The organism is Gilliamella sp. wkB112 (genome assembly GCF_001690685.1).
Taxonomy (GTDB): domain Bacteria; phylum Pseudomonadota; class Gammaproteobacteria; order Enterobacterales; family Orbaceae; genus Gilliamella; species Gilliamella apicola_J.
Genome location: NZ_LZGL01000018.1, coordinates 122,954 through 135,468, shown reverse-complemented (window position 1 = coordinate 135,468; position 12,515 = coordinate 122,954). Strand labels below are relative to the sequence as shown.

Sequence of the window (12,515 nt, the reverse complement as noted above, 5' to 3'; positions counted from 1 at the left end):
AGATATGAACTGAGATTCAGAGCGACTTCCAGATGTAATATGACCAGCAACTGACTTTATATTATTAGGATCTTTTGGAAATAGACTGTAGGATTTTCATCAGGTCTAATTACTCTATATACTTTATACTTTCCCATTATTTAGACGATCAAAACTACTAACAGGAGCACACGCGATACCAAGAGAATCAATCCAGCTATTTGGATTAATAGTGTAGCGATATAAATTAAACCCACCCAATAACCCTATAGGATCTTGCGTAGTAAACCGTCCTACTTGCGGATCATAATAGATAAAAGTATTATAGTGAAGTTCTGTTTCTTCATCAAAGTATTAACCTTGGTATCGTAGGTTCTGTTCAATTTCATTGATCCTATAGCTCTCTATTTCTCCCCATGCTTTGTAGTTCGCCTGCCATACAATAGTGCCTTGTTGATTAGTTAACTCTAGGGGTGTACCTATTTGATCGGTATGATAATAGTATATATCTGTTGTACCATTAGACATTGTATCTAGCCGTGCTAATGGCACATAGTTGTTAGGTTCGTATATATAAAGTTGTTTAAGTTGTTCTGTTTGTTCTTCTATATGGACATTTGATAAAGCATCTCTGATCTATCTTTTCTCAATAATTATTTAAAATAATTTTGATATTCATCCATGTATAAAACATCTCCAAAGTATTTACAACACCATTTACAAGGTGTTTTATTAAGAAAATCAGGATGTATAACAATATGTCCTTCAGCAAAAACATAATCCATATTACCAAACTCATACTCACCAATATCCATATATTAGTATATATAATCGTGATATTTTAATTAGATATTTACTCCTTTAAAGTTTTTTACACAATCGGTTTTTGAGATGCCAACACCCTTACAGCCATCGTTAAAATCCATTTGTTCCTTATCAATATCTGCAAAAACTCGTTCTTCTAATTTTACATTTTTCATATAATTAACATCCCTCTGATACTGACTTCTTCAATGAACCGATCACTTGAATCATAATGAAACTGGTACGTTTCATTGTTTTCGTTTAGTAGTGTGGTTAAACGTTGAGCTACATGATACTGATAAGTAATGGTTTTATCCTTAGGATCATAACGTTTGATTAATAATCTCCTTGGATTTCGTGAGAGATAAGTGGTGTGCCTTTTTTCATTCTATTACTACTATTTCCCTATGAAATAGGGTGATGATTTTTGTGGAGTTGGAGGCGTTACATGAGGAAATAAAAACTTTTTAGATTCATCCCAATTTATACCAGTTTCATAAAAATTAAGAATACGTTTTTGAATTTGTTCAGAATTTCCGTGCATTCCAGCTAACTCTATTGTATGAATAATTTCTAAGTGATCTTTTACTATTAACTTAGGAATCAAAATCTTATTATCTACACTATCACACCTATCATCCATTTCGACTAGACCTTTTGTGCCAGCTAAAATATCCGTTGTTGCAATAATTTTTGATTGCATAGGCCGTAAATTTTTTAATACATTATCATCTTGCAAAGAAACTAATAACTCTTTGAGGCTGTGAGCAGCAACACTATATGTAAACAAGACATCAATCTTATTAAGGTCTATTCCATCCCACTCATCTTTCTCATTAAAGATATTAAAAAACTCCATCCAATGATTTTTTCTTGATTGTGCTAACGAATATAATCCCTCTCTTATATAGACACCAAACACTGAGTTTTCTTGACTACGTTGTTTCTTTGTTAACATTTGTTACCACCTGTTTTGTCATTTAAGTGTTTATCAGCTGCATCTAAGTACTCTTGTCGCCTTGCATTATTCTGCCCTACAGGGTTTTGCCTATTGGATGTTCCATCTAATCCCCCTCTAGCTTCAAAGGTTCTTTGTTCCAGTCCTCTTGCTGTTGCTTTTCCATCAACGCCTTCTCCACGATAGAATGGCTCTGGTTTAACATCAAATATATCAAAGTTATTGTTATAACGATAATTTAATACATCTTGTGCTGAATGTCCCAAACCTGGTTTGCTAGCATAACCAATATATGGTTTACCATTTTTTACTCCCTCGTAGGTGATATGAGTATAGCCTTCGCCCGTTGTCCATCCCCACGGAGCACTCCATGCAATAGGATTAAGCACATAAGTATAAAGATTAAACCCACCCAATAATCCTATAGGGTCTTGAGTCGTAAATCTCCCACCGGTGGATCATAATATCTAAAAGTATTGTAATGTAACTCAGTCTCTTCATCAAAGTATTGACCTTGGTATCGTAGGTTCTGTTCAATTTCATTGATCCTACAGCTATCTATTTCTCCCCATGCTTTGTAGTTCGCCAGCCATACAATACTGCCTTGTTGATTAGTTAACTAGAAGAGTATAAATGTTTAATTGGTATAATAAGAGGGTACTTACTTCTTCAAGTGATCTATCACTGTCATCATGGTTAAATGGTATGCTTCATTTTTTTAATTCTCATCACTCATATATTCTAGCCGCTAACATGATGTCGGCAAAAACTTCCCAGCTAATATTTGTTGGTATAGGCTTGTGTTGATTTGAATAAAAACCATCCATATCCTCTATCCATGACGCCATTGCTTCCAAAAAGCTGGGTAAATCTCTGTTTTCCTAATCTTTAGGGTTATATTTTACATCTTGGGCTAAAGAAGATAATAGTTGAATAAAATCCTCTTTGGTTTTTACTTTATTTTGCATAATACTTTTACCTAGATAATTTTTTAATTCCATTACTTAATTTCAGAATAATAGACTCACTGCCTGTTTTTGTGGTCATTTCCCACAGTTGACTAACCACTTCTTAAACTGATACCCACTAGAAAGGAACGCTTTCCAATCCAGTAATCATCTATATCTGTTATAGAAATATCGTACTGTCTCGGATTAATTATGAATATTTCTGCATTATGCATAGGTTACGAAGCAGAAAATTCATACTGCTTTATTTATAATAGCCATCAGATCAATTAGATACTAATCCAAGTTGTTCCACTTTAATTGGAGATATATCTTTAAAAATTATAACTGTATACAAATCAATCTGACAGTTTAAACATTTACTATAGCAACGCTCTTTTTAATGACTCTAATTGAGTATTATTTAGGTTTTTAAATTCATCTTCCAAGTTAGAGTTAACAAGTAGTCCTAGGTGCTTCATATAGGCAGCATAAATATCACCATCATCAGTAATTTGATCCATTGATGGTGAGCCCATCTCATCACTACACCATACGATTTCTGCTCCAACACTAACTATATATGATGAAGTTTTTTCGAGACAAGCCAGCCATTTATCAGTAGATGGCCATTTTTTAATATGAATGTCTATAGAATAATCACAATTTTCTTCACCTTCCCACTTTATAAGTTTTTGCTCAATATCTGCGCCATATTTTTTCCATATGAGATCTATATTTTTTAGTTGTAATTCAGTCAACACCCATTCTATCTTTGAATACGCAAATAATATTATTCCTGGGACATTCAATGTCTCTCCTAATATTCGATCTTTCCACATAATTCCTAAGTGTTTCTTTGTAATCATGGTAATCTCCAATTTGCCATTTGGTTTGCGCTTGGTTTGATAGCAGTAACAATATCTTCAATAGCTACTTTATTGCCAATAGGCTCTTTAGCTATAAATACAACTATATCATGACCATCTATTTGTCTATAAAATCCATCTACTTTTGTTCCGCCTTGTACCATCGTATGACTAAAATGCTTCGTTGGATCGGATAAAACATCTGTGGCTATATCCACGAATTGTTTACAAGCAGCTTTTGAAGCTGCATTATGGGTAATAATACCATCATCTATGAGGTGCCTAGCCGGATGATGGTCAACACGTCCAACTTTGGATGTTGCCGTTTTTATTTCAGAAGGTGATAAACCGTATAGTCCCCAAGGGTCAATCCAAATAATAGTGTTAATTGGATACGAATAAAGATTCCTTCCACCCAATAAACCTATTGGGTCTTTAGTAGTAAACCGTCCTACCTGCGGATCATAATATCTAAAAGTGTTATAATATAATTCAATTTCCTCTTCAAAATATTGGTCGTAGTTTTTTTATTTCTTATTTATAACCATTCAATTAGCCAGTTTGATTCCATAAAATACCCTTCTAAGCTTCTTTTATCTTTCACCCAATTATCAAATCCTTTTTTCATATCTATGTCTGGAGATGTTAATATTAAAAAGCTACCTGTATTATCTAAATCATCAATAATTTTTATATAATACCCTTTTTCATCGCCTTGTAATATTTTACCTAATCTATTAATCTGAATATTCATACATAAATCTCTTAATCAAAAAGAATGTTTCAAAGAAATGGACTATGACTATTCAAAACTGACGCGATACCATGAATTGGTTTATGATCAAGTTTGATGAGCGTATCAACTCTCACCTTTGAATCAATCTGCCCGGCAATACACAAATTTTAGGATAGGCTCACATATTTTAAATAATTTGTTTGAGTTTTTTTTGTTCATTGATTAAATCCATCATTACAGCATCACTTTTTGAAATGGAAACATTTTTTAAAATGTAAATGGACTTAGTAATTAAATTAAATAGCTCTAATATTAAAGACTCAAATGGTATTTTCTCAATTAGTAAATCATTTACAAAAAAGTGTTCTTTTTTTTCGTTAAAAAAGAATTTGATATTTGATGAAAAAATATACTGTTTTTTTTGTCGGATATTAAAAACAAAATCACTTACTGAAATAAATATCATTTGCAAATCATTACTTTTATAATTTTCTTTTGAATAACGATTACAATTACCAAAAAATTCTAGCCCACCTAAATCAAAAGAAGACTCAACTTTATCATTGGCTATGAATATATCAATTTTCATGATATTAGTGCCCTCCTAACATTGGGAACATTGTGATTATTCGATTTCCGTCGACAGAGTCAACTATAAGTTTATAGTTTGCTCTTAGTCCATTAATATTGAGTTTCTTTGTAAAGGTTTGTATTATTTTTGATGGATCCGATTGTCTTGTGCCACTTCGAATTATCTCTGCTGCATATTTTTCAATATCAGCTCTGGTTGTTCCAGCAGCAAATAAGTCACCAGCGCCATTAGGGTGGCTTCCAGTTATATGTCTTGCTTCAATATGTTGCCAACCTTCTTTTAAATTACCATTTTCTAATCTAGGCTGTCCTCTGTTTAAGCATAACCCCATAGGATCAATCCAACTAGTAGGATTGATCGCATACGTATAAAGATTAATCCCACCCAATAATCCTATCGGATCTTGCGTAGTAAATCTACCTATTTGAGGGTCATAGTACCTAAAAGTATTATAGTGTAGTTCGGTTTCTTCATCAAAGTATTGTCCTTGGTAGCGTAGATTTTGTTCTATTTCGTTAATTCTGCAACTTACAATTTCTCTATATGTTAGTAGTTAGTGTTGTAGCAAAATTTCATCTTTCCATGATGGCAATATATTATTATATTGCTTACTATTTAAACTCTAAAAAGCTTTTTATTTCTTTAGCATATTTCTTTGCTTGGGGGATACGAGATTTTTTTAAATACTCTTCAAGCTCTTGATTTCCTCTCTTCACCAAACTATATTCAATAAGATTCATTAAAAGAAATCCTTTAGAATATCCTGTGTATTTTATATTAGTTGGCCTTTCTTCAACTTCTTCTCCAATGGGATAATCTTCAATTTCTTCGTTAATGTATGTCATTTTATACTTATTAATTGAATAGTTAATCAATTCATCCTTATTATTTATCAAAGTATTTTGTAATTCTTTGATTGACAAGTTTGAGTTTACAATTCTTTGTATGTCTAAATTTGCCATAGTATCTGAATAATCCGAAATTATGGTTATCGGAATAGCTTTCGCGATAGCCAAACAAATACTATGGTATAATGGAGATGATACAAATTCCTGCATATCGAATATATTCATAAATTACCTTTTTTCTAAAATACATCTATGTCTTTAATCACGTTTAATAAATCTGATCCTACATGCCTATAAGTATCAGTAGCCTCATGCAGCCAAGATGTAAAAATATAGAGATTTGAGGGGTTACGGACATCTATGCCTTCGACTCTCTGAGGAATATTTGTATGGTGATGCTCCATAGAAATCGTTCTTGTACTTGTAACACCTGTTTTTCTACTAATTACTTCTACACTCATCTGTGGAGCTTTACCTTGTTGCATTCTTACAGTACTCCAACATATCCACCTCCACGGATCAACCCACTTCAACGGATTAAGTACATACTGATAAAGGTTAACCCCACTCAATAATCCTGTAGGATCTTGAGTCGTAAATCTCCCTACCAGTGGATCATAATACCTAAACGTATTATAGTTAAGTTCTGTTTCTTCATCAAAGCATTAGCCATGATATCTTAGGTTCTGTTCTATTTTATTAATACGTAAATTTTCTATTTCTCCCCATGATTTGTAGTTCGCCTGCCATATAATAGTATACTTTGTTTATTTGCCGGCTTTAGTGATCTGACAATCTGGTTGGTATGGTAGTAGTTGTGTACGGTGTGCTTTATTTACTTCGGCAAGTAGCCATTAACTGTGAGGTTGGTAGATAGAAGTAACTTTAATTACCAAACTACTACCATGAGGAAGTAGTTTAGTATTAGTTACATTGGCTTAAATTAAATTTTGTAATTTATGTTTAGCCTAATTCTTTTTCAGTAAAAATCCCACTAAATAAGTCAGTACTCAAGTAACGTTCACCGGATGAAGGTAAAATGACTACAATAGTTTTATTTTTGTTTTCAGGTAATTTAGCTAATTTATCGGCGGCAAAAACAGCGGCACCGGATGAAATGCCTACCAAAATACCTTCTTTTTCCATTACTTCTCTTGCGGTTTTAATTGCTTGATCATCCGATACTTTTTCAACCAGATCAATTAAACTTAAATCCAAATTTTTAGGAATAAAACCAGCACCAATACCTTGAATTTTATGTGGACCAGGTTTTATTGGTTCGCCAGCTAGGGCTTGGGTAATAACAGGGGAATTGGTAGGTTCTACTGCAACAGCAGTAATATTTTTGCCTTGATTTTTTTTAATATAGTTGACCACACCGGTAAAAGTACCACCAGTACCCACTCCGGCAATGAAAATGTCTACTTTACCATCGGTATCTTGCCAAATCTCAGGGCCTGTGGTTTTTTCGTGAATTTCGGGGTTAGCTGGGTTACTAAATTGTTGTAACATGATATTGCGTTTTGGGTTACTGGCGACAATTTCTTCAGCTTTTTCAATAGCACCTTTCATGCCTTTGGCTGCCGGTGTTAGAACTAAATTGGCACCAAGTGCCTTTAATAATTTACGACGTTCAATGCTCATACTTTCTGGCATAGTTAAAGTTAATTTATAACCACGGGCAGCAGCAACGGCGGCTAAGGCAATACCAGTATTCCCACTGGTAGGTTCGATGAGTTCAACATCTGAGGTTAATAAACCACGTTTTTCAGCGTCCCAAATCATATTCGATGCGATACGACATTTTATGCTGAAGCTGGGATTACGTGACTCGACTTTTGCTAAAATATTGCCATTGCCAAAATGTTTTAATCGCACCAACGGTGTATGGCCTATAGTTTGGGAATTATCATCAAATATTTTACTCATAACAGAATCCTTATCATTTATAACTATTATTGATCAAATAAAGTAGCTAACACTTTTATTATTAAATAATGGTTATTATAGGTGTTAGTTAAAAAGATGGTACTATTTAATTGTTATAATATTATGCATTTTTGCTATAAGTAAGCGATCGGTAAGAGGACAGTAGGATTGTTAGTATAGTTATCGATAGAAACTTGTAAAAATTGGTTTAGCATAGATCTATGTGTAAGCTATCATTTTCTAAGTCATTTTCAATTTTTTTTATTGCTTGCTCACAGCGATAGATACGATTGTCCAGTGTGGCTATTTTTTTATAATCCATCCCCTCGGGTGAAAGTTCTAATTCGTATTTCATTTCTTGCAAACGACGCAAATAATCTAAGTGGCGTGAATGTTTTTCAGCTAGGGTTTCTTCAATAATTGTTTTAGTTTTATTCTGGCGTAATTTATGAGTAGCAATTTCCCGAGTAAGGGCCGTAATTTGATTGACCAGAACCTCAGATAAAAAAGTAATCTGTTCTATATTTTGTAATCTAACATTTTCAGCTAATGCTTGGTAAGTTTGCTTTATTTTTTCAAGATAAAAGTTCTTATCTTCGATTATTTTATTACTGAAAAACAATTGTTCATCAAAATAATATTCTTGATAATCAGCAAAATCAACGACCTTAATAGTTTGTTCAAGTACTTCAATTTGCTGTTGTAAGGTAGTTAATAATTTTGACATGGTTATTATTCTTTAATTGAAGGTGATGACGAATCATCACATTGCCCAAAGTAACTACCCAAATGGATTTTAGCTAAATTTATTAATTTCATAAATTCTTCAAAGGTTAATTTATTACTTAGGTTTTTGTCTTTAGATAAAATCTTTTTTTCGATTAATTGTGCTTTTATATGATTGTAACAGTCAACTAAGTTAAGTGGTAAGGGGGATTGTGCCCGCTTACCTAACCATAAAATACCTTGTAATGGCAAAGTTAGTGCAAATAATACTGTAATTGTAGTTACTGCTATTTGCGCATGCATGTAATATTGCCAAACCATTATAGCAATAATTAACGGCGGTAAATATTTGCTGGCGGTTTTTATGTAACTAATGATTTTTAATTCTGGAAAAGAGTGCGACAGCTCTTTGTCTTTTGGACAAAGTTGCATGTAGGCCTGACCAGACTTAAATATTTGCATTAATTTCATAATTTGTTGATACCTCGACATTCACACTTTATTGGCTTAAAATAGGCCATCGAAATTGGCGGTGTTGTCTATTTTATCTCAAAAAATGAAATAGCAGAAGTCGCCTTAGCATGATTATACAGGTTGTTAAATCATGTGTTTAGTTACCAATTTTTGTTGGTGTATGTCTCTTTTTTCAAAAAATAGGAATTACTATGTCATCAAGTAATAACGCACTTGTTCTTAATTGTGGAAGTTCATCATTAAAGTTTGCCATCATAAACCCTGAAAATGGTGATGAATTTTTGTCTGGTTTAGCTGAATGTTTTAATCTTCCTGATGCCCGTATTAAATGGAAACTTGATGGTGAAAAACATGAAGCATCTTTAGGAGCTGGAGCAGCACATAGTCAAGCAATTAAGTTTATTGTTGATAAAATCTTCCCACAAAAACCAGAATTATTAGATAGCATCAAGTCTATTGGCCATCGAATTGTTCATGGTGGTGAAAAATATACTCATTCAGTAGTTATTGATGATTCAGTATTAAAAGGTATTGAAGAAGCAGCTGCATTTGCACCTTTACATAATCCTGCCCACTTAATTGGTATTCGAGAAGCTTTTGCTGAATTTCCGCATTTAAAAGACAAAAATGTGGCGGTATTTGATACTGCTTTTCATACTACAATGCCAAAAGAGGCATATTTGTATGCCATTCCTAATGAACTTTATACTAAGCATGGTATTCGTCGTTATGGTGCACATGGTACTAGCCATTATTATGTAAGTCGTGAAGCTGCTAAAGTATTAAATAAACCTGTTGAACAAACTAATGTTATTACTTGCCACTTGGGTAATGGTGCTTCAATTACTGCAGTTAAAAATGGTAAATGTGTAGAAACTTCAATGGGATTAACACCACTTGAAGGGTTAGTAATGGGTACCCGTAGTGGTGATATTGATCCTGCTATCATGTTCTTCTTACACGATAACTTAAAAATGTCCGTGGCGGATATTAATAATCTATTAAACAAAAAATCAGGGTTATTAGGCTTAACAGGTGTTAGTAGCGATTGTCGTTATGTAACTGAACATTATAGTAAAGATGAAAATGCCAAAAATGCATTAGATGTATTTGTGCACCGATTAGTTAAATATATTGGTGGTTATGCGATGTTATTAGATGGTCGTTTAGATGCCATTGTATTCACTGGTGGTATTGGTGAGAATTCTGATGAAGTACGCCGATTAACAATGGAAAAATTAACTATTCTTGGTTTTGAACTTGATCATGATCGTAATTTAGCAGCTCGTTTTGGTAATGGTGGCATAATTACTAAAGATGGTTCAACTGTAGCAATGGTTATTCCAACTAATGAAGAACTTGTCATTGCTCAAGATGCTGCGCGTCTTACTGCGTAATTAACAATCAAAACCGCCTACATGGCGGTTTGTTTTTATTTAATAAAGAATTCAGAGGAAATAAATTATGTCTCGTACAATTATGCTAATTCCAACCGGTACCAATGTTGGTCTAACAGGTGTGAGTCTTGGTGTTATTCGAGCGATGGAGCGTCAAGGTATTAATCTTAATGTTTTTAAACCAGTAGCGCAACCAAGAGCTGGTGGCGATGCACCAGACAATACTACATTACTAATCAGTCATAACACTAAAATTCCAGCGTTAACACCGCTTAAAATGAGCCATGTTGAAAACCTTTTAAGTTTAAATCAATTAGATGTTTTAATGGAAGAAATTGTGGCACGTTATGCTGAAAATACTAAAGGTGCTGATGTAGTTTTAGTTGAAGGTATTGTACCAACCACTGATTATCCATTTGCTAACGAACTTAATAATAATATCGCCAAAACATTAGGTGCTGAGATTATTTTTGTGGTAAATATGGGAACTGATTCACCAGAACAATTAAAAGATCGTATTGAAATTGCACGTTCAAATTTTGGTGGTATCAAAAATGAAAAAATCATGGGTGTAATTGTTAATAAAGTCAATGCTCCAGTAGAAGAACAAAGTCTTGCTCGTCCAGATGTTGCCGAAATCTATCATACGCCAAAATTTGATAATAAAAATATCACAATCGCAGATTTAAATGCTAATAGTCCATTACCGGTGCTTGGTTGTATTCCATGGAATATCGATCTTAGTGCTTGCCGAACTATTGATATTGCAAATCATATTAAAGCTAAAATCATAAATGAAGGTAATATCAAAAATCGCCGAATTAAACATATTTCATTCTGCTCACGAAGTGTACCTAATATTATCAACCATTTACAACCAGATGCTTTACTAGTGACTTCAGCTGATCGTGCCGATGTTTTAGTAACTATCTGTTTAGCAGTGATGAATGGCGTTTCTATTGGTGGGGTATTATTAACAGGTGGCTATGATATAGATGAAAAAATCTATAAATTATGTCAACCGGCATTTGATAGAGGTTTACCAGTATTTACTGTGCAAACTAATACTTTCCAAACATCCATAAATTTACAGCATTTTAATTTGGAAATTCCAGTTGACGATAAAGAACGTATGGAAAACACCCAAAATTATGTAGCTGATCATATTGATTCTAAATGGATCAAAACTTTAAAAGAAGTAGTAAGTTCAATTCGTAGATTATCGCCACCAGCGTTCCGTTATCAATTAACAGAACTAGCGCGTAATGCTAAAAAAATAGTGGTATTACCTGAAGGAGATGAACCTAGAACCATTAAAGCTGCAGCAATTTGTGCGGAACGTGATATTGCTAAATGTGTGCTAATTGGTAATCCTGATGAAGTACGTAAAGTAGCAGCGACACAAGGTGTAACCTTAGGTAAAGGAATTGAGATTGTTGATCCTGAAGCAATTCGTGAAAAATATGTCCCGCGTTTAGTTGAGTTACGTAAAAATAAAGGTATGACTGAAGTTATCGCTCGCGAACAGCTAGCTGATAATGTGGTACTTGGTACCATGATGTTAGAAGCTAATGAAGTTGATGGCTTAGTTTCAGGTGCAGTTCATACCACCGCCAATACTATTCGCCCACCATTACAGTTAATTAAAACAGCTCCAGGTAGCTCATTAGTATCGTCAGTGTTCTTTATGTTGATGCCAGATCAAGTATACATTTATGGTGACTGTGCAATTAATCCAGATCCAAATGCACAAGAATTAGCTGAGATTGCTATTCAATCAGCAGACACCGCCATTGCCTTTGGTATTGAACCTCGGGTAGCAATGATCTCATACTCAACAGGTAGCTCAGGTCAAGGTGCTGACGTTGAAAAAGTGAAAGAAGCAACTAAAATTGCTCAAGAAAAACGCCCAGATCTTATGATTGATGGTCCATTACAATATGATGCTGCGGTAATGCCAGATGTTGCTAAATCTAAAGCACCAAATTCTAAAGTAGCGGGTAGAGCAACAGTATTTATCTTCCCTGATCTTAATACAGGTAATACCACTTATAAAGCAGTACAACGTTCTGCTGATCTGGTATCTATTGGACCGATGTTACAAGGTATGCGTAAACCTGTTAATGACTTGTCTCGTGGAGCATTAGTTGATGACATCGTCTATACTATTGCATTAACAGCAATTCAATCTGCACAAGAACAAACCACTGCAAAATAAACTTAGCAGTAAGTTCAAACTATAGATAAGAGGTGATA

13 protein-coding genes and 5 pseudogenes are annotated in these 12,515 nt (G+C 33.8%); 2 read left to right on the top strand and 16 right to left on the bottom strand.

All coding sequences use genetic code 11. The features are described 5' to 3' along the window. Positions 1–171: 171 nt before the first annotated feature. From A9G12_RS12710 to yfbV, 16 genes and pseudogenes are all read right to left on the bottom strand, one after another. Positions 172–588: pseudogene (locus A9G12_RS12710) on the bottom strand (RHS repeat-associated core domain-containing protein); the annotation flags it as partial. A 236-nt stretch (positions 589–824) separates the two neighbouring features. Further along, on the bottom strand, positions 825–959 hold the full coding sequence (locus A9G12_RS12540) for a hypothetical protein (protein ID WP_255306627.1): 135 nt from the start codon (positions 957–959) through the stop codon (positions 825–827). Positions 960–1,180: 221 nt separating this feature from the next. After that, positions 1,181–1,741, bottom strand: a complete 561-nt coding sequence (locus A9G12_RS10220) for a hypothetical protein (RefSeq protein ID WP_065565747.1) — start codon at positions 1,739–1,741, stop codon at positions 1,181–1,183. Between the two features lie 353 nt (positions 1,742–2,094). After that, positions 2,095–2,360 (bottom strand): annotated as a pseudogene (locus tag A9G12_RS12705) (RHS repeat-associated core domain-containing protein); the annotation flags it as partial. A gap of 109 nt (positions 2,361–2,469) precedes the next feature. Further along, positions 2,470–2,610 (bottom strand): annotated as a pseudogene (locus tag A9G12_RS12700) (DUF7660 family protein); the annotation flags it as partial. A gap of 461 nt (positions 2,611–3,071) precedes the next feature. Further along, on the bottom strand, positions 3,072–3,557 hold the full coding sequence (locus A9G12_RS10205; RefSeq protein ID WP_065565746.1) for a hypothetical protein: 486 nt from the start codon (positions 3,555–3,557) through the stop codon (positions 3,072–3,074). Between the two features lie 353 nt (positions 3,558–3,910). Then, a pseudogene (locus A9G12_RS12695) lies at positions 3,911–4,072 on the bottom strand (RHS repeat-associated core domain-containing protein); the annotation flags it as partial. A gap of 23 nt (positions 4,073–4,095) precedes the next feature. After that, positions 4,096–4,311, bottom strand: coding sequence for a hypothetical protein (locus A9G12_RS10195; RefSeq protein WP_065565744.1), 216 nt, complete (start codon positions 4,309–4,311; stop codon positions 4,096–4,098). A gap of 169 nt (positions 4,312–4,480) precedes the next feature. Beyond that, entirely contained in the window at positions 4,481–4,882 is a 402-nt protein-coding gene (locus A9G12_RS10190; protein WP_065565743.1) for a hypothetical protein, read from the bottom strand. Positions 4,883–4,886: 4 nt separating this feature from the next. Further along, positions 4,887–5,216: a hypothetical protein gene (locus tag A9G12_RS12535; protein WP_065565784.1), complete on the bottom strand. Its 330-nt coding sequence runs from the start codon at positions 5,214–5,216 to the stop codon at positions 4,887–4,889. Beyond that, positions 5,208–5,396, bottom strand: a pseudogene (locus A9G12_RS12530) (RHS repeat-associated core domain-containing protein); the annotation flags it as partial. The pseudogene A9G12_RS12530 and the gene A9G12_RS12535, both read right to left, overlap by 9 nt. Before the next feature lie 100 nt (positions 5,397–5,496). After that, complete coding sequence (locus tag A9G12_RS12110; RefSeq protein ID WP_081299742.1) at positions 5,497–5,958, bottom strand: hypothetical protein; 462 nt, start codon at positions 5,956–5,958, stop codon at positions 5,497–5,499. A gap of 14 nt (positions 5,959–5,972) precedes the next feature. Beyond that, positions 5,973–6,218 (bottom strand): hypothetical protein, encoded by a 246-nt coding sequence (locus A9G12_RS12525; protein ID WP_065565742.1) that lies wholly within the window; start codon positions 6,216–6,218, stop codon positions 5,973–5,975. A 478-nt stretch (positions 6,219–6,696) separates the two neighbouring features. Further along, positions 6,697–7,662 carry a cysteine synthase A gene (gene cysK / locus A9G12_RS10170; RefSeq protein ID WP_065565741.1) on the bottom strand — a complete coding sequence of 322 codons (966 nt, stop codon included), beginning with the start codon at positions 7,660–7,662 and terminating at the stop codon, positions 6,697–6,699. A gap of 208 nt (positions 7,663–7,870) precedes the next feature. After that, entirely contained in the window at positions 7,871–8,389 is a 519-nt protein-coding gene (priC, locus tag A9G12_RS10165) for a primosomal replication protein PriC (RefSeq protein ID WP_065565740.1), read from the bottom strand. A gap of 5 nt (positions 8,390–8,394) precedes the next feature. Then, a complete protein-coding gene (yfbV, locus tag A9G12_RS10160; RefSeq protein ID WP_065565739.1) occupies positions 8,395–8,859 on the bottom strand; it encodes a terminus macrodomain insulation protein YfbV in 465 nt (154 codons plus the stop codon). Positions 8,860–9,053: 194 nt separating this feature from the next. Between yfbV and A9G12_RS10155 the strand changes: the two genes are divergently transcribed. Together A9G12_RS10155 and pta are read left to right on the top strand one after the other, a co-directional pair. Continuing rightward, positions 9,054–10,259, top strand: coding sequence for an acetate kinase (locus A9G12_RS10155; protein WP_065565738.1), 1,206 nt, complete (start codon positions 9,054–9,056; stop codon positions 10,257–10,259). Between the two features lie 67 nt (positions 10,260–10,326). Continuing rightward, a complete protein-coding gene (gene pta, locus A9G12_RS10150) occupies positions 10,327–12,477 on the top strand; it encodes a phosphate acetyltransferase (RefSeq protein WP_065565737.1) in 2,151 nt (716 codons plus the stop codon). Positions 12,478–12,515: the final 38 nt, after the last annotated feature.

Coding starts and splice junctions, on each gene's coding strand:
- A9G12_RS12540 (WP_255306627.1), bottom strand. CDS start 959: ATGAAAAATGTAAAATTAGAAGAACGAGTTTTTGCAGATATTGATAAG.
- A9G12_RS10220 (WP_065565747.1), bottom strand. CDS start 1,741: ATGTTAACAAAGAAACAACGTAGTCAAGAAAACTCAGTGTTTGGTGTC.
- A9G12_RS10205 (WP_065565746.1), bottom strand. CDS start 3,557: ATGATTACAAAGAAACACTTAGGAATTATGTGGAAAGATCGAATATTA.
- A9G12_RS10195 (WP_065565744.1), bottom strand. CDS start 4,311: ATGAATATTCAGATTAATAGATTAGGTAAAATATTACAAGGCGATGAA.
- A9G12_RS10190 (WP_065565743.1), bottom strand. CDS start 4,882: ATGAAAATTGATATATTCATAGCCAATGATAAAGTTGAGTCTTCTTTT.
- A9G12_RS12535 (WP_065565784.1), bottom strand. CDS start 5,216: ATGGGGTTATGCTTAAACAGAGGACAGCCTAGATTAGAAAATGGTAAT.
- A9G12_RS12110 (WP_081299742.1), bottom strand. CDS start 5,958: ATGAATATATTCGATATGCAGGAATTTGTATCATCTCCATTATACCAT.
- A9G12_RS12525 (WP_065565742.1), bottom strand. CDS start 6,218: ATGCAACAAGGTAAAGCTCCACAGATGAGTGTAGAAGTAATTAGTAGA.
- cysK (WP_065565741.1), bottom strand. CDS start 7,662: ATGAGTAAAATATTTGATGATAATTCCCAAACTATAGGCCATACACCG.
- priC (WP_065565740.1), bottom strand. CDS start 8,389: ATGTCAAAATTATTAACTACCTTACAACAGCAAATTGAAGTACTTGAA.
- yfbV (WP_065565739.1), bottom strand. CDS start 8,859: ATGAAATTAATGCAAATATTTAAGTCTGGTCAGGCCTACATGCAACTT.
- A9G12_RS10155 (WP_065565738.1), top strand. CDS start 9,054: ATGTCATCAAGTAATAACGCACTTGTTCTTAATTGTGGAAGTTCATCA.
- pta (WP_065565737.1), top strand. CDS start 10,327: ATGTCTCGTACAATTATGCTAATTCCAACCGGTACCAATGTTGGTCTA.